The sequence below is a fragment of the Frigidibacter sp. MR17.24 genome, assembly GCF_037095655.1.
GTDB lineage: Bacteria > Pseudomonadota > Alphaproteobacteria > Rhodobacterales > Rhodobacteraceae > Frigidibacter.
In genome coordinates this window covers 161217-185843 of record NZ_JBAWKE010000001.1, presented here as the reverse complement: position 1 = coordinate 185843, position 24627 = coordinate 161217, and the positions used below count along the sequence as shown (strand labels likewise).

25 protein-coding genes and 1 pseudogene are annotated in these 24627 nt (G+C 72.3%); 4 read left to right on the top strand and 22 right to left on the bottom strand.

Annotated features, from left to right (window positions below):
* The first annotated feature begins 198 nt into the window (after positions 1-198).
* The 4 genes from V8J39_RS00970 to V8J39_RS00955 all read left to right on the top strand — a co-directional run bounded on the left by V8J39_RS00970 (position 199) and on the right by V8J39_RS00955 (position 4441).
* Positions 199-465, top strand: a complete 267-nt coding sequence (locus V8J39_RS00970; RefSeq protein ID WP_336459000.1) for an FtsB family cell division protein — start codon at positions 199-201, stop codon at positions 463-465.
* A 238-nt stretch (positions 466-703) separates the two neighbouring features.
* Entirely contained in the window at positions 704-1714 is a 1011-nt protein-coding gene (gene pdhA / locus V8J39_RS00965) for a pyruvate dehydrogenase (acetyl-transferring) E1 component subunit alpha (protein ID WP_336458999.1), read from the top strand.
* Between the two features lie 14 nt (positions 1715-1728).
* Positions 1729-3096: a pyruvate dehydrogenase complex E1 component subunit beta gene (locus tag V8J39_RS00960; RefSeq protein ID WP_336458998.1), complete on the top strand. Its 1368-nt coding sequence runs from the start codon at positions 1729-1731 to the stop codon at positions 3094-3096.
* Positions 3097-3106: 10 nt separating this feature from the next.
* The gene (locus tag V8J39_RS00955) at positions 3107-4441 is read left to right on the top strand and encodes a pyruvate dehydrogenase complex dihydrolipoamide acetyltransferase (protein WP_336458997.1); all 1335 of its coding nucleotides are present in this window, start codon (positions 3107-3109) and stop codon (positions 4439-4441) included.
* Positions 4442-4566: 125 nt separating this feature from the next.
* On the opposite strand, the gene V8J39_RS00950 is transcribed toward V8J39_RS00955, so the two are convergent.
* The 22 genes and pseudogenes from V8J39_RS00950 to fabF all read right to left on the bottom strand — a co-directional run bounded on the left by V8J39_RS00950 (position 4567) and on the right by fabF (position 24627).
* Entirely contained in the window at positions 4567-5430 is an 864-nt protein-coding gene (locus V8J39_RS00950; RefSeq protein ID WP_336458996.1) for a hypothetical protein, read from the bottom strand.
* A gap of 72 nt (positions 5431-5502) precedes the next feature.
* Positions 5503-6312 carry a serine O-acetyltransferase gene (cysE, locus tag V8J39_RS00945; RefSeq protein ID WP_336458995.1) on the bottom strand — a complete coding sequence of 270 codons (810 nt, stop codon included), beginning with the start codon at positions 6310-6312 and terminating at the stop codon, positions 5503-5505.
* Positions 6313-6514: 202 nt separating this feature from the next.
* Entirely contained in the window at positions 6515-7222 is a 708-nt protein-coding gene (locus V8J39_RS00940; protein WP_336458994.1) for a DUF2793 domain-containing protein, read from the bottom strand.
* A 10-nt stretch (positions 7223-7232) separates the two neighbouring features.
* Positions 7233-11210, bottom strand: coding sequence for a baseplate multidomain protein megatron (locus V8J39_RS00935; protein ID WP_336458993.1), 3978 nt, complete (start codon positions 11208-11210; stop codon positions 7233-7235).
* Positions 11210-11677 carry a peptidase gene (locus V8J39_RS00930; protein WP_336458992.1) on the bottom strand — a complete coding sequence of 156 codons (468 nt, stop codon included), beginning with the start codon at positions 11675-11677 and terminating at the stop codon, positions 11210-11212. Before V8J39_RS00930 ends, V8J39_RS00935 begins: the two co-directional genes overlap by 1 nt.
* An 11-nt stretch (positions 11678-11688) precedes the next feature.
* The gene (locus V8J39_RS00925) at positions 11689-12555 is read right to left on the bottom strand and encodes a DUF2163 domain-containing protein (RefSeq protein WP_336458991.1); all 867 of its coding nucleotides are present in this window, start codon (positions 12553-12555) and stop codon (positions 11689-11691) included.
* Positions 12556-12580: 25 nt separating this feature from the next.
* Positions 12581-13213, bottom strand: a complete 633-nt coding sequence (locus V8J39_RS00920; RefSeq protein WP_336458990.1) for a DUF2460 domain-containing protein — start codon at positions 13211-13213, stop codon at positions 12581-12583.
* Between the two features lie 209 nt (positions 13214-13422).
* Positions 13423-14085, bottom strand: a complete 663-nt coding sequence (locus tag V8J39_RS00915) for a phage tail tape measure protein (protein WP_336458989.1) — start codon at positions 14083-14085, stop codon at positions 13423-13425.
* Complete coding sequence (locus V8J39_RS00910) at positions 14072-14317, bottom strand: rcc01693 family protein (protein ID WP_336458988.1); 246 nt, start codon at positions 14315-14317, stop codon at positions 14072-14074. The genes V8J39_RS00915 and V8J39_RS00910 overlap by 14 nt, the downstream gene beginning before the upstream one ends.
* The gene (locus V8J39_RS00905; protein WP_336458987.1) at positions 14310-14633 is read right to left on the bottom strand and encodes a GTA-gp10 family protein; all 324 of its coding nucleotides are present in this window, start codon (positions 14631-14633) and stop codon (positions 14310-14312) included. Before V8J39_RS00905 ends, V8J39_RS00910 begins: the two co-directional genes overlap by 8 nt.
* A 50-nt stretch (positions 14634-14683) precedes the next feature.
* Entirely contained in the window at positions 14684-15094 is a 411-nt protein-coding gene (locus tag V8J39_RS00900) for a phage major tail protein, TP901-1 family (protein ID WP_336458986.1), read from the bottom strand.
* Positions 15095-15172: 78 nt separating this feature from the next.
* The gene (locus V8J39_RS00895) at positions 15173-15580 is read right to left on the bottom strand and encodes a DUF3168 domain-containing protein (protein ID WP_336458985.1); all 408 of its coding nucleotides are present in this window, start codon (positions 15578-15580) and stop codon (positions 15173-15175) included.
* Entirely contained in the window at positions 15577-15918 is a 342-nt protein-coding gene (locus tag V8J39_RS00890) for a head-tail adaptor protein (protein ID WP_336458984.1), read from the bottom strand. The genes V8J39_RS00895 and V8J39_RS00890 overlap by 4 nt, the downstream gene beginning before the upstream one ends.
* On the bottom strand, positions 15918-16526 hold the full coding sequence (locus V8J39_RS00885; protein ID WP_336458983.1) for a head-tail connector protein: 609 nt from the start codon (positions 16524-16526) through the stop codon (positions 15918-15920). Before V8J39_RS00885 ends, V8J39_RS00890 begins: the two co-directional genes overlap by 1 nt.
* Before the next feature lie 113 nt (positions 16527-16639).
* Entirely contained in the window at positions 16640-17824 is a 1185-nt protein-coding gene (locus V8J39_RS00880; RefSeq protein ID WP_336458982.1) for a phage major capsid protein, read from the bottom strand.
* Between the two features lie 178 nt (positions 17825-18002).
* Positions 18003-18473 (bottom strand): annotated as a pseudogene (locus tag V8J39_RS00875) (HK97 family phage prohead protease); the annotation flags it as partial.
* Between the two features lie 12 nt (positions 18474-18485).
* Complete coding sequence (locus tag V8J39_RS00870; RefSeq protein ID WP_336458981.1) at positions 18486-18725, bottom strand: GTA head formation protein, RCAP_rcc01685 family; 240 nt, start codon at positions 18723-18725, stop codon at positions 18486-18488.
* Position 18726: 1 nt separating this feature from the next.
* A complete protein-coding gene (locus tag V8J39_RS00865; protein ID WP_336458980.1) occupies positions 18727-20028 on the bottom strand; it encodes a phage portal protein in 1302 nt (433 codons plus the stop codon).
* 176 nt (positions 20029-20204) lie between these two features.
* A complete protein-coding gene (locus tag V8J39_RS00860; RefSeq protein ID WP_442902554.1) occupies positions 20205-21590 on the bottom strand; it encodes a DNA-packaging protein in 1386 nt (461 codons plus the stop codon).
* Positions 21508-21825 carry a hypothetical protein gene (locus V8J39_RS00855; protein ID WP_336458979.1) on the bottom strand — a complete coding sequence of 106 codons (318 nt, stop codon included), beginning with the start codon at positions 21823-21825 and terminating at the stop codon, positions 21508-21510. The genes V8J39_RS00860 and V8J39_RS00855 overlap by 83 nt, the downstream gene beginning before the upstream one ends.
* 346 nt (positions 21826-22171) lie before the next feature.
* Positions 22172-23365 carry an endolytic transglycosylase MltG gene (mltG, locus tag V8J39_RS00850; protein ID WP_336458978.1) on the bottom strand — a complete coding sequence of 398 codons (1194 nt, stop codon included), beginning with the start codon at positions 23363-23365 and terminating at the stop codon, positions 22172-22174.
* Positions 23365-24627, bottom strand: a complete 1263-nt coding sequence (fabF, locus tag V8J39_RS00845) for a beta-ketoacyl-ACP synthase II (RefSeq protein WP_336458977.1) — start codon at positions 24625-24627, stop codon at positions 23365-23367. Before fabF ends, mltG begins: the two co-directional genes overlap by 1 nt.

The window sequence follows — 24627 nt, the reverse complement described above, 5'->3', positions numbered from 1 at the left end:
CCCCCCCCCCCCCCCCCCCCCCCCCCCCCCCCCCGCCGCCGCACGGCCCCGCGGCGAAATCGCGTTTGCCCCGCGACTCGCCACCGTGTTACCCTTGCCGAAACGCGGCCCGGCCAAGAGGCGGCGAGATGAGGCGCAATGGGCATCTTCCGATCCAGACCGGCACATCGCCCGGCCGCGCGGCCGGCGATCGGGCCGATGTTATTCTTCGCGCTGGCCTTCGTGCTGGGCGCCTATTTCACCTTTGCCGCGGTGCAGGGCGACTTCGGCGTGTTCCGCCGGGTGCAGCTGATCTCGGAGGCGCGCGCCCTGACCGAGCGTCGCGACGCGCTGCGGCTCGAGAATGCGCGGATGGAGAACCTGACCCACCGGCTGTCGGACGACTATCTCGATCTCGACCTGCTGGACGAGCAGGCCCGCGCCACGCTGGGCTATCTGCGCCACGACGAGATCGTCATCCGCTGACACCGCCGCGGCGCGGCCGCCCGAAGCGGGGGGTGCGGGGGCATGCATGCCCCCCGCCCCTGCCTGACCGTCCATCCGACTGGCCGCTGACCTGTCCCGCCCCGTCCCATACGCGCACCCCGGCAGGCTCCTGCCGGCGCCGAAGATGTGCCGCATTCCGCGCTGGCCCTTGTTTCCCCGATGCGCTATGGATCGTTTAACGTTGAACTATCCGCTCACGTCTCAAGGGAGGACGCCTATGGCCACGCGCAAGGCACCCGATCTGCCGAACGTCTCGAAGGACGAGCTTCTCGGCTATTACCGCGACATGCTGCTGATCCGCCGCTTCGAGGAGAAGGCCGGCCAGCTGTACGGCATGGGCCTGATCGGTGGCTTCTGCCACCTCTACATCGGCCAGGAGGCCGTGGTCGTCGGTCTCGAGGCCGCGGCCGAGGAAGGCGACAAGCGCGTCACCTCCTACCGCGACCACGGCCACATGCTGGCCTGCGGCATGGATGCCCGTGGCGTGATGGCCGAGCTCACGGGCCGCGAGGGCGGCTATTCCAAGGGCAAGGGCGGCTCGATGCACATGTTCTCGAAGGAGCGCCATTTCTACGGCGGCCACGGGATCGTGGGCGCGCAGGTGCCGATCGGCGCCGGCCTCGCCTTCGCCGACAAGTACAACGAGAACGGCCGCGTCACCTTCGCCTATTTCGGCGACGGCGCCGCGAACCAGGGCCAGGTCTACGAGACCTACAACATGGCGCAGCTGTGGGACCTGCCGGTGATCTTCGTGATCGAGAACAACCAGTACGCCATGGGCACCAGCGTCAAGCGCTCGACCAAGTCGCCCTCGCTGTGGGAACGCGGCGCGGCCTACGGCATCGCCGGCGAGGCGGTCGACGGCATGGACGTGCTGAAGGTCAAGGAGGCCGGCACCCGCGCGGTCGAGCACTGCCGCGCCGGCAAGGGTCCCTACATCCTCGAGGTGATGACCTACCGCTACCGCGGCCACTCGATGTCGGACCCGGCCAAGTACCGCTCGCGCGAGGAAGTGCAGAAGATGCGCGACGAGCGTGACGCGATCGAGCACGTGCGCGAGATGCTGCTGACCGGCGGCCACGCGACCGACGACGACCTCAAGGCGATCGACAAGGAGATCAAGGCGATCGTCAACGACTCGGCCGAATTCGCCAAGGAGAGCCCCGAGCCCGCGCTCGACGAGCTCTGGACCGACATCTACGCCGACGTGGCGCCGCAGGACGCCTGAGGGGGAGACGACGAATGGCTACCGAAATTCTGATGCCGGCGCTCTCGCCCACGATGGAAGAGGGCACGCTGGCCAAGTGGCTGGTGAAAGAGGGTGACGAGGTCAAGTCCGGCCAGATCCTGGCCGAGATCGAGACCGACAAGGCGACGATGGAGTTCGAGGCGGTCGACGAGGGCATCGTCGGCAAGATCCTGATCGCCGAGGGCACCGCGGGCGTGAAGGTCAACACGCCGATCGCGATGCTGGTGGAAGAGGGCGAGGATGCCTCGGCCGCCGCGGCGCCCGCGCCCAAGGCCGAGGCGCCGGCCTCGAAGCCGGCCGAGGCGAAATCCGCCGTCGAGGCCGCGCCGCACCCGGTGAAGGAAGCCGACACCACGCCGGACTGGCCCGAGGGCACCGAGATGAAGACCATGACCGTGCGGGAAGCCCTGCGCGAGGCCATGGCCGAGGAGATGCGCCGCGACGGCAGCGTGTTCCTGATGGGCGAGGAAGTCGGCGAGTACCAGGGCGCCTACAAGATCAGCCAGGGCCTGCTGGACGAGTTCGGCCCCAAGCGCGTGATCGACACCCCGATCACCGAACACGGCTTCGCCGGCATCGGCGTCGGCGCGGCCTTCGGCGGCCTGCGCCCGATCGTCGAGTTCATGACCTTCAACTTCGCCATGCAGGCGATCGACCAGATCATCAACTCGGCGGCGAAGACGCTCTACATGTCGGGCGGCCAGATGGGCGCGCCGATGGTGTTCCGCGGCCCGAACGGCGCCGCCGCCCGCGTGGGCGCGCAGCACAGCCAGGACTATGCCGCCTGGTACGCGCAGATCCCCGGCCTCAAGGTCGTGCAGCCCTATTCGGCCGCCGATGCGAAAGGCCTGCTGAAGCAGGCGATCCGCGATCCGAACCCGGTGATCTTCCTGGAAAACGAGATCCTCTACGGGCGCTCGTTCGAGGTGCCGGTGCTTGACGACTTCACCGTGCCCTTCGGCAAGGCGAAGATCTGGCGCGAAGGCACCGACGTGACGCTGGTCTCGTTCGGGATCGGGATGAGCCACACGCTGGAAGCCGCCGATAAGCTGGCCGCGATGGGCATCTCGGCCGAGGTCATCGACCTGCGCACCCTGCGCCCGATCGACTACGACACCGTGATCCGCTCGGTGATGAAGACCAACCGCTGCGTGACGGTCGAGGAAGGCTTCCCGGTCTGCTCGATCGGCAACCACCTCGCCTCGTACATCATGACCAACGCCTTCGATTACCTCGATGCGCCGGTCCTGTGCTGCACCGGCAAGGACGTACCGATGCCCTATGCGGCGAACCTCGAGAAGCTCGCGCTCATCACCTCGGACGAGGTGGTCGAGACCGTGAAAAAAGTCACCTACCGGTAAGGAGGGCAAGATGGCGACCGAAATCCTGATGCCCGCGCTGTCCCCGACCATGGAGGAGGGGACGCTGGCCAAGTGGCTGGTGAAAGAGGGCGACACCGTGAAATCCGGCGACATCCTCGCCGAGATCGAGACCGACAAGGCGACGATGGAGTTCGAGGCGGTCGACGAGGGCGTGATCGGCAAGATCATCGTCTCCGAGGGCACCGCCGGCGTGAAGGTCAACGACCCGATCGCGATCCTCGTCGAAGAGGGGGAAGAGGTTCCGGCCGGCGGCACCGCCTCCGCGGCCGGCGCCGCGGCCAAGGCCGACGCGACCGAGACCAAGGCCGCCAAGGCCGAGGCTCCGGCCCCTGCCCCGGCAGCCGCCGCCGCCGCCCCCGCATCGAAGGGCGGCGACGGCAAGCGCGTCTTCGCCTCGCCGCTGGCGCGCCGGATCGCGGCCGACAAGGGGATCGACCTTTCGTCGATCACCGGCTCGGGCCCGCATGGCCGGATCGTGAAGGCCGATGTCGAGAACGCCAAGCCCGGCGCCGCGCCCGCGGCCCCCGCCCCGGCGACCAAGGCCGGGGCCGAGCCGCCGAAGCCCGTCCCCGGGCCCGCGGCGATGCCGACCGGCATGGCGGCCGAGACGGTCAAGAAGATGTACGAAGGCCGGGCCTACGAAGAGGTCCCGCTCGACGGCATGCGCAAGACCATCGCCGCGCGCCTGACCGAGGCCAAGCAGACGATCCCGCACTTCTACCTGCGCCGCGACGTGAAGCTCGACGCGCTGATGGCGTTCCGGGGCGAGCTGAACAAGAAGCTCGAAGGCCGCGGCGTCAAGCTCTCGGTCAACGACTTCATCATCAAGGCCTGCGCCATGGCGCTGCAGTCGGTGCCCAACGCGAACGCGGTCTGGGCCGGCGACCGGGTGCTGAAGCTCAAGCCCTCCGACGTCGCCGTCGCGGTCGCGATCGAGGGCGGGCTCTTCACGCCCGTTCTGAAGGACGCCGAGATGAAGTCGCTCTCGGCCCTCTCGGCCGAGATGAAGGACCTCGCGAAGCGCGCCCGCGACCGCAAGCTTGCGCCGCATGAATACCAGGGCGGCAGCTTCGCGATCTCGAACCTCGGGATGTTCGGCATCGACAACTTCGACGCGGTGATCAACCCGCCGCATGGCGCGATCCTCGCCGTCGGCGCCGGCGTCAAGAAGCCGGTCGTCACCGCGACCGGCGAGATCGGCGTGGCGACGGTCATGTCGATGACGCTCTCGGTCGACCACCGCGTGATCGACGGCGCCCTCGGGGCCGAGCTTCTGACCGCGATCGTCGAGAACCTGGAAAACCCGGTGGCGATGCTCGCCTGAGCACCCGCCACCAGACCGACGGAAGGGCCGCGGATCTCCGCGGCCCTTTCGGTTTCGGCGTCGACTTTGTCCAAATATCCCGGGGGGCGGTCGCAGACCGCGGGGGCAGAGCCCCCTGCACCGCCTCAGCCCGCGCGGCGCACCTGCAGCCGCCCCGCCGGCCCCGGCTCGGGCAGCACCCGCAGCCCGAACGCCTCCAGCGCCGCCGCGATCTTCGCCGGATCGCCGATCCGCCGCCGGTCGAGGTACATCAGCTTCGAATTGCCCTTCCGGTCCTGGATGTTCTCGCCGTGGTTCACCACGTAGACCATCGCCGGGAACGGCACCGGGTCCAGCGGCCGGCCCAGCGCCGCGGCCCGCTCGACATAGGTCTTGTGCCCCTTGCCGATCAGCCGCAGCTGCAGCGTCGCCAGCCGCTCGGCGGCGAAATCGACCGCGAGATAGGCGCAGGACCCGCAATCCTTCCAGAACGGCTTGTCCCCGGGTTCGCCCATCGGCGCGAGGTCGCCAGAGCGCGCGTCGGCCATGAACCCCTTCTCGACGATATAGCCGCGCCCGTTGCCATCGCGCGCGATGAAGCCGGGCAGATCCGGATGCAGCAGGTCATCGGCATCCAGGTGCGAGACATAGACGAATTCGCGGAAGGTCCGGGCCGCGTAATCGGTCATCATCTTCACCTTGTGGCGATGATCCGAAATGCCCTTGGCCAGGTTCAGCTGCGGCGCCGGCAGGAAGTGGAACCGCGGATCGCCCTCGGGCAGGCAGTCCGGCCGGTCCTGCGAACACAGCACCAGCGACCAGTTGTCGTAGCGCACCGCCGCGACCGAGGCCAGCGTCTCGGCCAGCACCGCGCAGGCCCGCTCCCAGTCGCGGCTGTTGGCGCGGCTGACGAAGGGCACCAGCCAGACGATCCTCGGGCGCGTGCCGGGGTTCAGCGGTCGAACGAACAGCCGCCCGACGATCCGCGCGAGAAGGGTCTTGAAATCCATGAGCAGTCCGCAGTGGCTGGGGTCGGCCCTGCGCTAACGCCCGGGCCGCGCTCCGTCAATCGATGGCGCCGCTCAGGCCTGCTCGGACAGCCGGTGGTCCATGCTGATCGAGGGCTGCGAGCATCCGGCCTCGCCGACCACCCGCGCCGGCACCCCGGCCACGGTCGAGCAGGCCGGCACGTCGGCCAGCACGACCGACCCCGCCGCGATGCGCGAGCAGTGGCCGACATGGATGTTGCCCAGCACCTTCGCGCCCGCGCCGATCAGCACGCCGTCGGCGATCTTCGGATGGCGGTCGCCATCCTCCTTGCCGGTGCCGCCCAGCGTCACCGAATGCAGCATCGAGACGTTGTCGCCCACCACCGCGGTCTCGCCGATGACGATCGAATGCGCGTGGTCGATCAGCAGGCCGCGCCCGATCCGCGCATTGGGATGGATGTCGACGCCGAAGACCTCAGAGACGCGCATCTGCACGAAATAGGCCATGTCCCAGCGCCCCTGCTGCCACAGCCAGTGGCCGATGCGATAGCATTGCAACGCCTGATAGCCCTTGAAGAACAGCAGCGGCTGGATGAACCGGTGGCAGGCCGGGTCGCGGTCGAAGACCGCGACAAGGTCCGCACGCGCCGCCTGCCCGATCTCGGGATCGCTCGCATGGGCCTCGTCGGCGATCTCGCGCAGGATCTGCTCGCTCATCTCGCCCGAGGCAAGCTTGAGCGAGAAGCGGTACGCCAGCGCCCGATCCAGCGTCGGATGGTGCAGCAGGCCCGAATGGATCAGCCCGCCCAGCAGCGGCTCCTCGCGCACCGCGGCGCGCGCCTCGTCGCAGATGCGGTCCCAGACCGGATCGATCTGTGCCAGCTTCGCCCTGATCTCAGCCATCTACTGCCCTCCGGATTGAGCCCCGATCATAGCAGATAGGACCTCGGGATCACGCCGAAAGAGGTATGATGTTCTTTTCCGCTCCGCCAGCCGCGAAAATGCCGGGCGGCGGCTTCCCGCGCCACCCGCGCCAAGGGTCCCCGAGAGGCCTCAGACCGGCTGGCGAGAGGCCGGCGCAGGGCCCGGGACGGGCCGCCGCGCCTCAGTCCGGCAGCGCAAGTTCCAGCACGTGGACGGCGATCCGGACCGTGCCGGCGGCGAAGTTGCCGCCCTCGGCGGTCAGCACCACCTGCGTCGGCGCGTAGAAGGCCGTGGGCTGCCCCAGCACGCCCCGCGCCCAGGACCCCGCCGCCAGCCCCAGCCCCGCGCCGAAGCGGTCGTCGGCGCCGGGATTGCCCAGCCGCCAGCCGCTCAGCGTGCCGGTGATCGCCACCACGACCCGCGCGGTCGCGCCGATCACCACCGCGTTCGACGGGATCAGGAAACCGGGCGAAGAGCTGCTGCCCGGGTCCAGCACGTGATCGACCTCGATCACCCGCGCGACCAGTCCCGCCCCGTGCGCCGACAGGCTCAGCGCCCCCGCGACCCAGCCCGCGCCGCCGTAGACCGCCTGCGCGCCCTCGTCGAGCAGGAAGGCCCGCCAGCCCGCCCGCGGCGCGACGAAGATCCAGCCGCCGCCGCTGCGGATCGCCAGCATCCCCTCCTGCCCGGCCCAGTCGCCCGAGGCGCCGGCCGGCACCGCCCAGACCTGGCCGTCCTCGGGCGCCGCCGGCGGGATCGCCACCGCGCGCGAGACCAGCACCATCGGCACCAGCCCGTCGAGCCGCGCCAGCGCCTCGTTCACCGTCACATGCTTCTGCGCCTGCGCCGCCGCCACCAGCGGCAGGCCCAGCTGAACCGTCCCGACCATCCCGTCCTCCTCAGCCCGCCACATCCAGCGCGGCCGCCGTTCCGGCCCCGAAGGCCTCCGACAGCTGCGCCACCTCGACGCGGAAGCCCGCGCCCGCGCCGTCCTCGGCCCGCGCCGCCGCGCCATAGTCGAACCAGGGCTGCCCCCGCTCGACCTCGCGCACGACCGCGCCACCGACACGGATGCGCACGAGATAGGCCTCGCGCGCCTCGCCCAGCGGCACCTCGGCCACGTCCCAGCTCTCGCCGTTCACCCGGCTCTGGCGGATCCAGCCGATCCGCCCGCCGCCGGCCCCGTCCCCGGTGAAGCGCAGGTGCACCGGCGCCAGCGGCCGCAGCCCCAGCCCCCGGAAGCTGCGCACCAGGTGCAGATAACTCTCGTCGTCATAGGACACGCCCCCCGGGCCCACCCGGTAATGCCGCTCGAGCCCGACCTCGGCCAGCGCCAGCCGGATCTGCACCGACTCGGCCGCGTCGGGCGCCAGCGCGACAACCTGGCTGCCGACCGGCCAGGGCGCGGCCATCTCGGCCCCCGTCCCCAGCCGCCCCCGCAGCCGCAGCGACAGCGCGTAAAGCCCCGGGCCCACCAGCTCGCAGCGCGCGGCCTGGAATATCTCCCAGCCCTCCGGATCCGCGCCCGAACCGATCGCGAAGAGGTTGGCGCCGTTCAGCACCGCCTCCTCGGTCTCCGAGGCCAGCGCCCCGGTCCACAGCCGCACCATCAGCGCGGGGCCGCGGTCCCACAGCTCGGGCACCGCCGGCGCCAGCTCGGTCTCGGTCACCCCGACCCGGGCCTGGCGTCGGATCTCGACATTCAGCCGATAGCCGTCATCGACCGAAGAGGAGAACAGCGCCGCACTCCCCGGCCAGGGCCGCGCGGTGACCGCCAGCCGCGGCGCATGGTCCACCTCGCCCTCCAGCAGCGGCGGCAGGTCCAGAAACAGCGGATAGACCGGCGCCGGCCCGTCGAAGGGCAGGTAGTCGACGATCTCCTCGGCCTCTTCCGAGGGCACGTAGATCCCCGGCTCGACCCGCACCGCCTCAAGCGCGCGCACCCCGGTGACCTCGATCCGGTCGATGCGATAGGTCTCGGGCGGCGCACCGCTGTCGCCCAGGCTCACGATGTCGCCCGCCCCGAACCCCGCGCCCGAAGGCGGCAGCGCGAAGCTGACGGTGTCGCGCGCCACCCGCGCCTCGATCAGCCACCGCTCGACCGCCGCCTGCGCCTCGCTCGCCAACAGCGCCAGCGGATATTCCGTCACCGCGACCGAGGCGCGCGCCACCTCGTCGGGCAGCACCGCCTCGACCCCGCGCAGCGCAAAGCCCTCCTCGGCCCCGACATAGCCCAGCCGCACCCGTCCCAGCACCTCGGCCTCGGGCGCGCGCACCCGCTCCAGCGCCGGCCCCCCGCCCGGCCGCCGCGCCACCGCGCCCGGGCCCACGCCGCCTGCCAGCGGCGCGGCCGAGCGCGGCACGAAGCGCAGCGCGCCCTCGCGCTCGTAGGCATCGAACCCCTGCACCAGCATCAGCGGCTGCAGCACCTGCCGCCCGGTCGAGACATCGTCGACCGCATAGCCGCGCACCAGCCCGACAAGCGTGTCCAGATCCAGCCGCCGCTCGCCCGCGCGCCCCGCGACCTCGGTCACCAGGTTCTCGACCGGCTGCGCGGCGGCACGGCCGTTCAGCCAGTGGCCATGGGTCCAGTTGTCGCCGTCCGACCACAGGTCCAACCGGCCCGGGAATTCGGGCCAGGGCCGCGCATCCCAGGCCCAGACATGGGCATTGTCCATGTCGACCATCGGCCCGCCATAGACCGGCGACACCGGGTTGTTGGCCGGATCGCCCCAGTAATCCGCCGTTGCGCGCAGGTAGTTGGCCTGCATCAGGTCGTCGCGCCGCCCGTTCGAGAAATAGGGCAGCCCCGATTCCGCCGAACGCGGATCAAGGAACTTGTTGGGCTGGTTCGCGCCCTTGTCGATGGCGGCGCAGCCGTATTCGGTGAACCACACCGGCTTCATGCCGCCCAGCCAGGGCGTCGCCTCCTGCCGCCGCTCGCCGCCGATGCGCTCGTAATGGCGGTTCTCCCACCAGCCGCGGATGTCCTTGGTGCGCCAGACCCAGGGCTCGCCATGCTCCTCGTCGGCGATCGGCGTGCGGATCTGCGCCGCGCGGTCGGCCTCGCTGGCATAGTACCAGTCGTAATACTCGCCGCCGCCGATATTGGCGCGCAGATAGCCAAGATCCTGCGGCCGGCCCCAGCCGACGTCCAGATGGCTCACCCCCTCGCGCCAGTCGCCGGCGGGCAGGTAGTTGTCGATGCCGACGAAATCGATCTCGGGATCGGCCCAGAGCGGGTCGAGCTGGAAGTACCGGTCGCCCTCGGGCGTGGTCAGGCCGGAATACTCGCTCCAGTCCGCGGCATAGCCGATCTTGACCCCGGCCCCCAGGATCGCGCGCACGTCGCCGGCCAGCGCGCGCAGCGCATCCACCGCCGGGAAGACGTCGTCGGCGCCGCGGATCTCGGTCAGCCCGCGGAATTCCGAGCCGACGCAGAACCCGTCGACACCGCCCGCCAGCGCGCACAGATGCGCGCAGTGCAGCACGAAGCGGCGATAGGACCACTCCTCCGGCCCGCCATAGTCGACCCGCGCCTCCCACGGCGCCTCGGCCCCGCCCGTGCGGGTGAAATCCGCCGCCGCCGCCGTGCCGAAGAAGGCCGCGACCTCGGCCTCGGCCGCCACGCTGCGGTCGGGGCTGCCCGAGGTGCCGGGCGCGCGGCTCAGCGTGATGCGCCCGCGCCAGGGCAGCCGCGGCTGCTCGCCCTCGTTGTCCCAGGGATCGCTCAGCCCGTTGCCCGCCAGGATCTCCATCAGCACGAAGGGATACAGCACCACCCGCTTGCCCGCGTCGCGCAGCGCCCGGATCGCCTCGATCACCGACCCATCCGAGGGCGTGCCGCCATAGACCGGCCGCCCGTCGATCCGCGCGATCTCCTCGGCCGCGCCGCGCCCGATCCCGCCCGAGCGCCAGGGACGGCCCTCGCCGTCGGTCCCGGTCTGCTCGACTTTGGGCTTCACCTCGCACAGGCCGCAGCGCAGGTCGCTGCCGAACCAGCACAGCACCAGCACCACCGACTGGCAACCGGGCAGCTCGACCTGCATCTGGCCCAGCGAGGCCGCGAAATCGGTCCGCGCCAGCGGGCTGTGCTGGTTGGCGCTGACCGACTGGCCCTCGCCGAAGGCGTATCGCACCGGGCTCGTGGCCAGCGAATACTCCCCCGTCCCCGGGATCAGCGCGACGCCGCGCACCGTGCCGGCCATGTCGGGCACCGCGATCGCCTCGTCCTGCGCCGCGCGGATCACCTCGAACGAGAACTGCGGCACCCGGTTGCCATAGGGCTCCAGCGCCAGATCCTCGAACACGACATAGGCGGTGCCGCGATAGGCCGGCGCCCGGCCCGCCCCCATCGCCGCCTCGATCGCCGGGTCGGGGAACTGGCCCTCGTCACCGCGGTAGACCCGCATCGTGACGCCGGTCATCTCCAGCGGCGCGCCATCGGCCCAGACCCGCTCGACCCCGCGGATCTCGCCCTCGCACAGCGCCACCGCCAGGCTCACCGAATAGCTGTAGCTGGTGACCGTGGTCGTCACCGACCCGCCGCCGCCCGTGCTCTTGCCCCCGCCCGAGCTTGAACTTTCGCTCGAGGCGCGCTCGCGGAAGGGCGAGGCCCAGATCACCTGCCCCCCCACGCGCATCCGGCCCCAGACCATGGCCATCGGCGCGCCCTCGCTGGCGCCGGTCAGCCGGAAGCGGTCGATCCGCCCGGTCTGGACGCTGCGCGAGCCGCCCCCCATGATGCGCTGGTCGACGATCCGGCCCAGCGTGGCGCCGACCGCACGGCCGATCACCGCGCCCGACAGCCCCAGGACAGAGCCGCCGAACCCCGCACCCACCGAAGTGCCCGCCGCCGCAAACAGGATCGTCGCCATCAGGGCTCTCCAACCGCAGGAAAGGTGAAGCGCGCCACGATCCGGCGCGCGAAGCCGGGCGCGAGCGGGCTCTCGAGCACGCCGCGCCCGCTGTAGGCATGGATGAACCCCGGCCCCTCGGCCGCCGCCGCCAGCCGCGAGCGGATGCCCAGGTGCTTGGCCACCGCGCCGTCGCGCATCCGAAACAGCAGCACCTCGCCCAGCGCCTCGGGCGCGCCGGGGACGACCTCGACCAGATGCGCGCGCGCCGCGGCCCACAGCCGCTCCTCGCGCGCGGCCTCCGACCAGTCGGGCGTGTAGGCCGGCACCGCCTCGGGCTCGGCCCCCAGCCGCTCGCGCCAGATCCCGCGCACGAGACCAAGGCAATCCGCCCCCGCCCCGCGCAGCGAGCCCTGGTGGCGATAGGGCGTGCCGATCCAGCCGCGCGCCAGCGCCACCACCGCGGCGCCCTCTCCCAGATCCACCATCCCAACCCCCTTCAGCGCCGCGCCTTCGCCGGCACCACCATCAGCCAGTCCTCGCCCGGGATCGTCGGGAAGCCGCGGAAATTCAGCATGTTGCCGAACTTGACCCGGCAGGTCTCGGCCAGCTTGTCGCAGCCGGCCGTCACCCGCACCACGTCGCCGGCCACCAAGGGCGCCCGCAGGCCCTGCCACAGCTCGACCCGCCGCCCCGTCGCCGACAGCCGGTCGGTCTTGACCGAGGCCCACAGCCCCGCCGCCGCCCCGCTCAGCACCTCGACCCGGCCCTTCTCGAACCAGCGGTCGGCAAAGCCCTCGGTGGTGCCGGGATCGAACCACAGCACCGTGTCGCCCTCGACCGCCGCCACCGTCGCCTCGTGCCGGAACGCCGGCTGCGACAGGTCGACCCGGCAGCGCCCGTCGCCCACCACCGCGCCGCAGCGCGGCAGGTAGGCGCGCCCGATCACCTCGTTCAGCGGCACCGACAGCCCGCGCAGCTCGGCCCGGAACGCGCCCTCGCCCCGGCTCAGCTCGCCCAGCGACCCGGCGAATTCCACCATCCGCGCCGCCGGCATCTCCCAGTCGACCAGCCAGGCGGTGATCCCGGCGCCGTCGAACCGGCCCGCGACGATCTCCTCCTCGGTCAGCGCGGCGCCGCTCAGCGCGCCCGCGGCCTCGGTGTTGTCGATCGCAAGGCCCGTGGTCTGCAGCAGCGCCCGCGCCGTGATCCCGGTCTCGGCCAGGAAGGTCGTGCCCTCGAAGGCCAGGTCGCGGTCGTGGTCGGTGAAGCCGTAGACGGCGCCGTCGCGGCGCACGAGCCGCCAGCAGCGGCACACCGTGGTCTCGCCAGTGGCGAGCCTTGCCAGAAGATCCTCGCGGCTCATGCGCGCCCTCCGCCCTGTCCCGCGATCACAGCCGGATCTCGACCAGCGGCACCTGCGGCACCTCGCCGGCCTCGAAGGTCGCGATCGACACGGTCAGCCGGTCGGTGTCGAACCGCACCGGCACGTCGAATTCATATCCCGCCGTCACCTCGGCCCCCGGCCCCGGCGGCACCGCGAAGGTGACAAGCCCGGTCGCGGCATCGACCGTGGCCTCGTCGGGCACGACGACCGGCACGTCGTGCACCGCCAGCAGAACCGTGCCCTCGACCGGCTTCGCGATCACCCGCACCTCGTCCTGGGTGCCCGAGACATAGTGCTTGACCAGCTGGAAGGTGACGGTCTCGCCGTCGCCCAGCCCCAGAAGCTGGTCGACCGGGCGCAGCTGCTCGGACGGCGGGGCCGATCGCCAGTCCGACCAGTCGCGCCAGCGAAACCCGTGCAGCGGCCCGCGCCGCGCCTCGAAGAAGGCGATCAGCCGTTCCAGATCGTCAAGGCTGCGCAGCCCCATCCCGGCATCGTAGCGCCGGCGCGAGGCCGCCCAGGGCGTGTTGCGCTCCTCGAAGCCGTTGGCCAGCTCGACGATCTCGACCCGGCGCTCGGGCCCGCCCAGCGCGCCGAAGCTGACATCGACCGGAAAGCGCACGTCATGGAAGGGCATGGAACACCTCGTGACTTTGCCCGAAGGCAGATGCTGGTTGCGTGATCACCCCGGCGCCCCACCAGAAGCGCCGCCGAAAGCGCCGCCGGCAGCACCATGGACGGCACCGCTGCGGCCCGCGCGGACCGCGGACAGGCGCCCGGACGGCCGCCCGGACGGCCGCCCGGGACCGGACCCTCGGCAGGTCCGGCCCCCGGGCGCCGGCATGCTCACATGTTGCGCTCGCCCTGCGCGATCACGCGGGCCAGCCCGGCCGCGATCTGGCCGCGGCTCTGCTGAAAGCCCTGCACGTCGGGCGTGGTCACGTTGATCGTCACCCGCGGCCCGCCGCCGCCGCGACCCGCGCGCACCCCAAGCTTGCCATCCGCGCCCCGCGCCAGCGGCAGGATCGCCTCGGGCCCGGCCTCGCCCATCAGCCCGGTGCCGCCGCGCATCGGGAAGGCCGTCGGCCCGCCCACCACACCGCCCCGGGCGAAGGCCATCACCCGGCCCTGGCCGATCGCGCCGCCCTGGGCGAAGGGGAACATCCCCGACAGCACGCCGTTCATGCCCTGCGCGATCGCGCCGCCGACCGCGTTCTGCACCGGGCGCATCGCCACCGCGTAGACGCTGTCGACCATGCTGCGGCGCACCCGCTCCAGCGCGTCCGACAGCCGCATCCCGTCGAACACCACCCCGTCGAAGGCCGAGCGCAGGCCGCGCCCGATCCCGGTGGACAGCAGCGCCACCTCGCGGTTGGTGAAGACTAGGCTCTCCTGCATCCGCCCCAGCTCGGCCGAGAAGGCCGCGGTCATCGCCTCGGCCCCCGCGAGGCTGCGCTCGAGGTCGGAAAACCCCCGCCCGAAGCCGTCGATCCCGTCAACATCCGCCATCTCGATCCTCCGCCCCCGTCCCCGGCTGCCCCTGCGACCGCGCCCGCCCGTCCGCATCGGGCCAGGCGCGCATCATCTCCTCGAGCCGCCCGCGCCCCAGCCCGCCCGAGCCGCTCAGACCCAGCATCAGCGCCAGCTCCAGCGGGGTCAGCGCCCAGAACTCCTCGGGCCGCAGCCGCAGGCCGCCCAGCGCCGCCCGCAGCATCCCCGGCCAGTCCAGCCGCTCAGCCATCCGCCGCGGGCCCCGCGAAGGCCAGCGCCAGCAGCGCCGCCGCCGACCGCGCCGCCGCCACCGGCCCGCCCGCGATCTCGGCGCGCGCGAGCGTGCCCGCGTCGCCCTCCCAGCCGCCGGCCCGCAGCCCCGCGGCCAGCAGCATCAGCACGTCGCGCGCCCGGAAGGCCTGGCCCTCGAACCGCGCGACCAGCGCCATCAGGCTGTCCTCGGCCAGCGCCTCCTCCAGCTCGGCCAGCGCGCCCAGCGTCAGCTTGGCCACATGCGCGACCCCGTCGACCGTCACCGTGACCTCTCCCGCCCAGGGGTTCGCCATCGCCCGTCCCTTTCCCCGTCCCTCTCCGCGCCCCTCTCGCCCGCGATGCCTCAGAGCGGCACGAAGCTCAGCGCGCCGCCCGAGGCGAGCGAGACCTCATAGGTCGCCTCGCCGTTGTGGCTGCCGGCATATTCGATCGCGGTGATCTGGAACGGCCCCTCGATCACGCCGAAATCGGGGATGATCACCTGCGCCTGCGGCATCTCGCCGGCGAAGAACACCTGGCGCGCGCGCTCGTCGGTGGCCGCGTCGCGAAACACGCCCGAGCCCGAGATCGCCGCCGAGCGGATGCCCGCCCCGCCCAGAAGCTCGCGCCAGCCGGCGCTGTCGAGCGAGGTGACCTCGACCGTCTCGGCGTTGAACGACAGCCGCGTGGCGCGCAGCCCCGCGAAGGTCTCGAAACTGCCGTCGCCGGTGACGTCGAGCTTCACCAGAAGGTCGCGCCCGTTCTGTACTGCCATCTGTCGGTCTCCCATGTGGACGGGCGGCCGGGGGCGCTGCCCCCGGACCCCCGGGATATTTCGGCCAATGCGAAAGGATCAAAGCTCGATCCGGGCGCGGAAGGTCAGGTCGATGCGGCGGGCCTGGCCGGTCTCGACCCGGCGCGCGCGCGACTGCAGGAACCACAGCCCGACAAGGCGGCCGCGCGCGAGCGCGAGCGGCGCATCGGCAAGCCGGTCGGCGACCGCCACCGCCACCTCCTTGGCCAGCGAGAAGCCGGCCTCGTCGGTGACGACGCTGACGGTGAAGTCGTGGCGCGCGCCCGGGCCGCTGCCGTCGGAGGCGTCGCGCACGTCCTCGGGGCCGAGCGAGACATAGGTGCCGGTCACGGTGCCGGGGGGCACCGCGTCGTAGATGCCGGCGCCGACCAGCGCGGTCAGCGCCGGGTCGCCCGCCAGGTGCTGGAAGACGGCCGCCTGCAGGGCGGCGGTGGCGGCAAGGCTCATGCCGGGACCTCCTCGCGCGCATAGCAGATCAGGTAGCGGCCGTAGGCATCGGCCTCGGTCACCGCGAGGATGCGGAAGATCCGCGCCCCCTCGCGGAAGCGCTGGTCGGCGCGCGGCCGCGCGGGCGCGCCCGGCGGCGCGCCGCGCACCGTGATGCGGTAGCCGGTGGTGGACAGGGTGACGAATTCGCCCGCCCGCTCGCTGCCGCGTTCCGACACCACCTCGGCCCAGAGCGTGCCGAGCGCGACCCAGGCCAGGCGCTGCCCGCCCGCGCCGTCGCCCGTGCGCACCGCCTCCTCGAGCTCGAGCGGCCGGTTGAGGACCGGGGCGCGCGCCATCACGCGCCCTCCCGGCCCGCGAGCAGCCGCACCGTGCGCCACCGCTCGATCAGGGCCTGCACGCCGAAGGACATCGCGCCCTCCTCGGCGCCGCCCTCGTGGCGCGCCTCGTGATACTGCGCGGCCAGCAGGAACACCGCCTGCGCGAGGTCCGCGGGCTGGCCCGCCCAGTCCGGCGCGAAGCCCGCGGTGAAGGCGATCTCGGCCGCGCCGCCGGTCGGCAGGTCGGGCAGGAAGCCGCAGGCCTTCGCCGCGATCCTGGGCCGGTGCAGGTCGCGGATCAGCCGCCAGCGGCCGGGATCGACCACCGTCGCCGTGCCCTCGGCATCGATCACCGTGACCGAGGCCACCGCCGTGACCGGCGCCACCGGCAGCGCCTGTTCGACCCCGGTGCCGCGCCAGTGGCCCAGCCGCAAGAGGAAGTCGCGCGCCAGCAGCACCTTGCCGGTGCGCCCCTCGATCACCGCCAGCGCCGCGCGCAGGTGGCTTTCCAAAAGCCCGTCCTGCAGCGTCTCGTCGGCCAGTCCCGTGCCCAGCCGCAGATGGGCCCGGAACGCCGCGACCGGCAGCGCCTCGGGCGGGATCCCGCCGGTTTCCGTCAGCAACATCGCCTGCCTCCTGCCCCCGAAGGGATCGTCCACCCGTTGCCCCGCCCCCCGGGCGGGCGCCGAAAGCGGACGCCGGGGGGCCCCCACCCCCGGCGCCCGGCCCGCCCCCAGGGTCAGCTGGTGGCGAACTTCAGAAGCTTGATCGCGGCGAAGTCGCTCACGTTGCCGCCCACGCGCTTGGAGGCGTAGAACAGCACGTGCGGCTTGGCCGAGAACGGGTCGCGCAGGATGCGGATGTCGGGACGCTCGGCGATGGTGTAGCCGGCGGCGAAATCGCCGAAGGCGACCGCATAGGCATTGGCGGCGATGTCGGGCATGTCCTCGGCCACCAGCACCGGATAGCCCATCAGCCGCGCCGGCTCGCCTTCCGACAGCCCGTCCGACCACAGGAAGCGGCCATCGGCATCCTTCATCTTGCGCACCGCGCCCGCGGTCTTCGAATTCATCACGAAGGCGCCGTTGGCGCGGTACTCGGCATTCAGCGCATAGACGAGATCGACGATCGCGTCGCTTGCGTTCGAGGGCGCGAAATCGCCCGCCGCACCGGTCGGGATGTAGCCGAGGCTGCCCCAGGCCCAGGTCGCATTTGCGATCTTGGGATGGGCAAGGAAGCCCATCGGCTTGTCGACGCCGTCGCCCGAGACGAAGGCCGCGCCCTCGGCGCGGGCGAATTTCTCGGCGATGCGGCTCGCGAGCCAGCCCTCGATGTCGAAGGCGCTGTCGTCCAGAAGCCGCTGGCTCGCCTTCGGCAGCGCCGACAGCTCGTGCAGCCGGATCGAGATCCGCTCGATGATCGGCGTCGTGGTCTCGGTCAGCGCCGCGGTCTCGGTGGCCCAGCCGGCCCCGATGTCGGCGCGGTCGACCAGCACGTCGAAGCTGGTGGCCTCGACGTTGACCACGGTCGCCAGCCGCCGCAGCGAGGCGGTCGAGCGCAGCTGCGCCCGGATCGCGTCGGTGGTCTCGGGCGCGACGAGGAAGCCGCCGTCGGCGGCGACCGCGGTGGTCATGCCCTTGACCTCGGGGACGAGGGCGCGCAGCCCGTCGTCATCGCCCGAGCGCAGGTAGGCGCCGAAGGCCTTGAGGTGCAGCGGCTCTTCGGCCACCGCGGCGGACAGCGCCGGGCGGCGCGGGGTGTTGCTCTTGCGATCCAGCATGGTCAGTCGCTCGTCCTGTTGTTTGAGCCGCGTTTCCAGTCCTGCGCGATAGGCGCCGAAATCGGCGAGGAACCCCGCCAGCGCCGCGCTCGCGCGTTCCGCCGCCGGGACCGAAGCCCCGGCACCATCGATGTCATCGGTCATGGGCCTTCCTTTCGATCCCGCCCGTTGCCTTGGCCGTTCCGCGGACGGCAGGCCCGGCCAAGGCCGCCCGCCCCCGCTCCAGCACGCGGGCCAGCGCCTCCCAGCCCGCGTCCAGCTCCGTGTCCGTCTGCCTCCCGGCCTGCCTCCCGGCGTGCCCTGCGCCGCCGGCGGTGCGGCCCGGGGCGCCGGCCTTGGCCGCGACCCGCGCCTCGCCCAGCATCGGGAAGGTGACGAGCGAGATCTCCCACAGGTCGATCTCCACCAGCCGCCGCCCCGCGCCCGCGCTCTCGGCCCGCACCGTGCGATAGCCGATCGACAGCCCGTCGATCGCCCCCGCGCGCACCAGCGCCGCCGCCTCGCGCGCCTGGGCGACCTCTTCCAGAAGCCGCCCCTTCACCTTCAGGCCGCGACCGTCCTCGACGACCTCGTCCCAGACCCCGATCGGGCGCGCGGGATCGTGCTGCCACAGCATCTTCACCCGGCCCCCGCCCGCCGCGAGCCGCCCGAGCGAGCCGCGATAGGCCCCGGCCGCGACGATGTCGCCGCCGCGGTCCGCGATCCCGAACAGCGAGGCATAGCCCTCGATCACCGCACCCTCGGCCAGCCGCAGCGGCCCGCCCGAGGACAGGAATTTCCGTTCCAGCTCCATCCGCCTCACCTCCTAGAAGCCCTTGCCCGGCGCGAGGTCGAGGATCGACTGCACCCCCTGCACCAGCACCACGGCGACGACGCCGTAGACGGTCACCCACAGCCGCCGCTCCAGCCGCTCGATCAGCACCTCGATGCGCTCGAGCCGCCGCTCGACGGCGGCGAACTGGATCTCCATGATCCGCTCGGTCGCCTCGAAGCGCTGCTCGTGGACGTCGAAGGGCGCCTTGAGATAGCGAGATCCCCCCTCCATCTCAGTCGTCCCCAGCCCCGTCAGCCGTCCCGTCCGGCCTCCCGTCCGGCGCCCCGTCCGGCTCCGCCGCACCCGCCGCACCCCCGGCACCTGCCGGCTCCGCCGGCGGCAGGCCCAGCAGCATCCGCTTCTCGGCCGCGGTCAGGAACACCGCCTCGCCGATCCGGCGCCACTCGCGGTCGCGCTCCTCGGCCAGGGCGGGGATGCGGTCGGGATCGGGCGCAAGGTCGATCGCCGCGCCCCAGGTGCCCAGCCAATGCGCCAGCGCCGCCAACACCCGCGTGGCCAGCGGCAGCACCGTCAGCCGGTAGAAGGCCCGGTGCGCCTCGGCATAGTTGGCATAGGTGGCATCCCCCGGGATCCCCAGCAGCATCGGCGGCACCCCGAAGGCGAGCGCGATCTCGCGCGCCGCGGCAAGCTTGGTCTCGTGGAACTCCATGTCCGAGGGCGAGAACCCCATCGGCTTCCAGTCGAGCCCCCCCTCCAGCAGCATCGGCCGCCCGGCATTGCGCGCGCCCTGGTGATGCAGCTCCATCTCGGTCACCAGCCGGTCGTACTGCTCGGGGCTCAGATGCGCGCCGCCCTCGCCGGCATAGACGATCGCCCCCGAGGGCCGCGCGGCATTGTCCAGAAGCGCCTTCGACCAGGCGCTGGCGGCATTGTGCACCTCGACCGCCACCGCCGCCGCCTGCATCGGCGACAGCCCGTAATGGTCGTCGCTCGGATGGAAGCTGCGGATGTGGCAGACCGGGTCCGGGCTGCCCCCCATGTCGAACCGGTGCGTGCGCCCACCCACGGTGTAGTCATAGGCCACCGGCCAGCCATCCGCCCCCGGCACCAGCGACACCCGGTCCGAGCGCAGCACGTGCAGCTCGGCCGGCACCCCGGCCTCGGGCGCGCCCACGGCCTCGACATAGGCATTCCCGCTCAGCAGCAGCTGGCCGAACAGCGCCTCGAGGAACTCGGCACGGCCCTGGCCCGCGTTCGGCCGCGCGATCAGCGCCAGCGCCGGATGCTCGACCAGCCGCACCGCGCCCGGGCCCCCGCAATCGCGCGCCAGCACCGGCAGCGCCGCCGCCGCCTCGGCGATCAGCCGCACCGAGCGGAACCCGACCGGGTTGCCGGTGAAGCCCGCGCGCACCAGGCTCGCGGCATCGCGCGGCCCCCAGACGGCGCGGCCCCCGAAGGACCGCGCGATCACCCGGCCGGTGGCCGAGGCCTTGTGCTCGGGCGCGGCGCCGCCCTGCCCGGACGCGCCGCCGCCCTCCCCGCCGCGCCCGCGACGGAAGATCCCCAATGCCATGTCGCTCTCCAGAAAATTCCGAAACCAGGACGGGGGCTCCGCCCCCGCGGCCTTCGGCCTCCCCCGGGATATTTGGACAAAGTCGAAAGCGAGAGATCACCCGGTCTTCGACTTTGCCCAAATATCCCGGGGGGGGCTCCGTCAGGAGCCGGGGGGCGGCGCCCCCCTCCGCCCTCTCAGATCCCGCGCACCCGCGGGGCGCTTGCCCGGGCGCCGGGGTCGAACAGCAGCTCCTGCACCGCCCAGACCAGCGCGTCGACCCGGTCGGGCGAGCCCGGTCCCTGGTAGCCGTGCCGCGCCATCCGGCACATCTGTTCCTCGAGATGGCCAAGCCCGCGCAGGTGGCGCACCCGGCCCTGTTCGTAGAGCGCCGCGACCGGCTCGGCCCGCGCGGCCTTGCCGACCGCGGCGCGCACCGCGCGGTAGGGCACGAAGGCGTCGACCTGGCGGATCATCGTCTCGACCATGTCGCCGCCCTGGTTGACCTCGGCCACCAGCCGCGCCGCGCCGTGGCGGCGCGCGGCCGCCACCGCGGCCTCGGCCCAGGCGATCGGCGAGGCGGCCGAGAGGCTCGCGTCCTCCAGCACCCAGATCCGCCAGTCGCGCGGGCCCTCGCCGCGGCATTCGAGCCCGGCGACGACGATGCCGCAGGCGTCCGAGCTGCCGCGCCCCGTCGCCGGCGGGTCCACCGCCACCACCACCCGGTCGAGCTGCGGCGCCGCCTCGGCCCGCGCCGCCTCGAGCATCGCCGTGGTCCAGAGCGCGCCCTCGACATCCTCGATCAGCTCGCCCATCAGCTCCTGCCGGCCGAGGCGGGTGTTGCCATAGCGCGCCTCGACCTCGGCCAGGAACGAGGCCGCGAGATGGGCGCGGTTGGCCTCGGTCGGCGCATGGGTGGTGACGGTGGAGGGGTTCCTGAGCACCGCCTTCAGCACGTCGACATTCTGCGGCGTGGTCGTCACCACCTGCTGGGGGTGGGTCCCCAGCCGCAGCGCGAACTGCAGCATGTCCCAGGCCTCGGCCCCCTTCTTCCATTTCGCCAGCTCGTCGACCCAGGCCGCGTCGAACTGCGGCCCCCGCAGCGCGTCGGGCTCCTGCGCCGAATGCACCGTGGCCACCGCGCCGTTGGGCCAGACCAGCCGGCGCCGCGTCGCCTCCCAGGCCGGGCGGCGGTCGGGTGGCGAGCAGGCCAGGATCCCGCTCTCGCCGAAGACCATCACGTCGCGGCCCTGGTCGTAGGTCTCGGCCAAGAGCGCCACGCGCCGCGCCCGGCCCGGGTCGGCGGCGCGCGGCCCCTCGACCTGGGCGCGCACCCATTCGGCCCCGGCGCGGGTCTTGCCCGCGCCCCGCCCGCCCAGGATCGCCCAGGTCCGCCAGGCGCCCGCCGGCGGCAGCTGGTGCGGCAGCGCCCAGAACTCGAAGATCCAGGGCAGCGCCAGCAGGCTCGCGTCGCTCAGGGACCCGAGGAAGCCGTCGATCTCATCTTCCGTCGCGCAGGAGAGCCAGGCGGCGCCCGATCTCAGCCCTTGCGGCGTCGAAGTCGAGCGCGTGGTCACGAACATGTCCTGCGGCGTCTCGCCCAAGCTTCTCGACACGGTTCCTCTCCTCCAAAGCCAACTGGAACGCGGCCTTCAGGTCGCGGACGGCCCCCTGGGCCGCCCGGGCCTTCTCGTGGTCGCCCTGCTTGATCGCGCGCAGGACCGCCGCGAGGTCGCGCGCGGCGTCCTCGTACATCTCGATCGTCTCTGTCAGCAGAGTGCCGGGCTTCGGCAGCTCTCGCCCGAAGCCCAGCGGCATCATCGGTTCCGTCACCGGCCAGCCCCCCTTCTTCGCCACGGCCCGCCGCCCCCGGCGGGGGCGCGGCCGGGTCGCCTGCCGGGGCGGGGCGGCGGCCTCGGGGCAACAAAAAACGGCCCGCGGGGAAAGCCCCGGGACCGTTCGTCCGTCGCCGTCAGCCGCCGAACCCACCATGTCCAGCGTGTCACAATCTCTGCCACGGACCGGGCGCCAAGTCAAATCCGTCGCGCCAGGGTTGCGCAACACCCCGCGGCCGCGCCGTCAACGAATACTCGCGCGGCGGATCAACGCCGCCGCGCAAGCCGTTCCGCGCGAATGGAATAATCCGGCAGAAGTCGTTAACGGCTCAGTTGCCTGTCTGGCTACCGGTCTGGGTGCCGCCCTGATCCTGCTCGCCGCGCTGCGCCTCGATCTCGCGCCACTTGCGGACGTTCTGGTTATGCTCGTCCAGCGTGCGGGCGAAGGCGTGGCCCCCCGATCCGTCGGCGACGAAGAACAGGAAGTCGCTGCGGTCGGGATTGGTGGCGGCGCGGATCGCGTCGCGGCCCGGGTTGGCGATCGGTCCCGGCGGCAGCCCGTCGATGACATAGGTGTTGTAGGGCGTGGCGCGGCGCAGCTCGGACTGGCGCAGCCCGCGGCCCAGCGCGCCCTGGCCCTTGGTCACGCCGTAGATCACCGCCGGGTCGGTCTGCAGCCGCATCCCCTTCTCCAGGCGGTTGACGAAGACCGAGGCGACGCGGCCGCGCTCGGTCGCGATCCCGGTCTCCTTCTCGACCAGCGAGGCCATGACCAGCGCCTGTTCCGGCGTGTCATAGGGCAGGTCCTGCGCCCGGTTCGCCCAGGCATCGGCCAGGATCGCGGTCTGGCGCCGCTCCATCTCGGCCACCAGGTCGGCCCGCGACCCGCCGCGGCGCACCTCGTAGCTGTCGGGGGCCAGCGTGCCCTCGGCCGGGACGGTGTCGATCTCGCCCTCGAGGAAGTCGGCGCGCTTGAGCGCCTCGACGACCTGCCAGGCGGTCGCGCCCTCGGCCAGCGTCACCCGCAGCCGGGTGTCGCCGTCCTCGGCCACCTCGAGATATTCGGGCGGCGCCGGGTCGGCGGCGGGGTCGAAGGCCACGCGCTCGACATAGCGGTTGGTGGCGGGGTCAAGCTCGCGCACCACCATCTCGGCGCTCAGCACGCCGATACGATAGTTGATCTCGGTGCCGCAGGTCGACTGGCCGCCGCGGGTGACCGTGTCGACGATCCCCTGCATCGAGGCGCCGGGCGCGATCAGGAACGACCCCGCCTTCAGCTGGCCGGTCTTGTCCTCGTAATCCGCGCCGACGCGGAAGATGTAGCCCGAGGCGATCGCGCCGTCCTCCTCGAGGTCGGCCGAGACCCGGCGCATGGTCGAGCCCGGCGCGACCTGCAGGCAGATCGCCTGCGCAAGCGGCCCCGGCTCGACATACTGCCGCTGCCCCCAGGCGATCACCCCGCCGACCGCGACCAGTGCGACGATGGCCAGCGTCAGGAAGTTCGAGGCGATCGCGCGCCACATCAGGCGTCGACCTTGCCAAGCACGAGCGAGGCGTTGGTGCCGCCGAAGCCGAAGCTGTTGGACAGCGCGATGTCGATCTTGCGCTTCACCGCCTTGTTCGGCGCAAGGTCGAGCTTCGGCGCGATCGCCGGGGTGTCGAGGTTGATCGTCGGCGGCGCGACCTGGTCGCGGATCGCGAGGATGCAGAAGATCGCCTCGACCGCGCCCGCCGCGCCCAGAAGGTGCCCGATCGCCGACTTGGTCGAGGACATCGTCGCCTTCGACGCGGCCTCGCCCATCAGCCGCTCGACCGCGCCCAGTTCGATCGTGTCGGCCATGGTCGAGGTGCCGTGGGCATTGATGTAGTCGATCTGGTCGGGGGTGACGCCCGCGCGCTTCAGCGCCGCGGTCATCGACCTGAAGCCGCCGTCGCCATCTTCCGAGGGCGCGGTGATGTGATAGGCGTCGCCCGACATGCCATAGCCCAGCACCTCGGCATAGATCTTCGCGCCGCGCGCCTTCGCATGCTCGTATTCCTCAAGCACCACGACCCCCGCGCCCTCGCCCATCACGAAGCCGTCGCGGTCCGCGTCATAGGGGCGCGAGGCCTTGGTGGGCTCGTCCGGGCGCTTGGTCGACAGCGCCTTGCAGGCGTTGAAGCCCGCGACGCCGATCTCGCAGATCGGGCTCTCGGTGCCGCCCGCGACCATGACGTCGGCGTCGCCGAAGGCGATCAGCCGCGCCGCGTCGCCGATGGCATGGGCGCCGGTCGAACAGGCGGTGACCACGGCATGGTTCGGCCCCTTGAAGCCGTGCTTGATCGACACCTGCCCCGACACGAGGTTGATCAGCGCGCCCGGGATGAAGAACGGCGAGACCCGGCGCACGCCCTTCTCCTTGATCAGGACGGCGGTCTCGGCGATCGAGTTCAGCCCGCCGATGCCCGAGCCGATCATCACGCCGGTGCGCTCGAACTCCTCGGTGGTGGCGGGCTTCCAGCCCGAATCCGCGACCGCCTGATCGGCGGCGGCGATGCCGTAGAGGATGAAGTCGTCGACCTTGCGGCGGTCCTTCGGCTCCATCCAGTCGTCGGGATTGAAGGTGCCGTCGCTGCCGTCGCCCATCGGGATCTCGCAGGCGTATTTCGTCGCCACGTTGCTGGCGTCGAAGCGGGTGATCGGGCCCGCGCCCGATTGCCCGTCCAGCAGACGCGACCAGGTCTCCTCGACGCCGCAGGCGAGCGGGGTGACCATGCCAAGACCAGTGACGACGACCCGACGCAT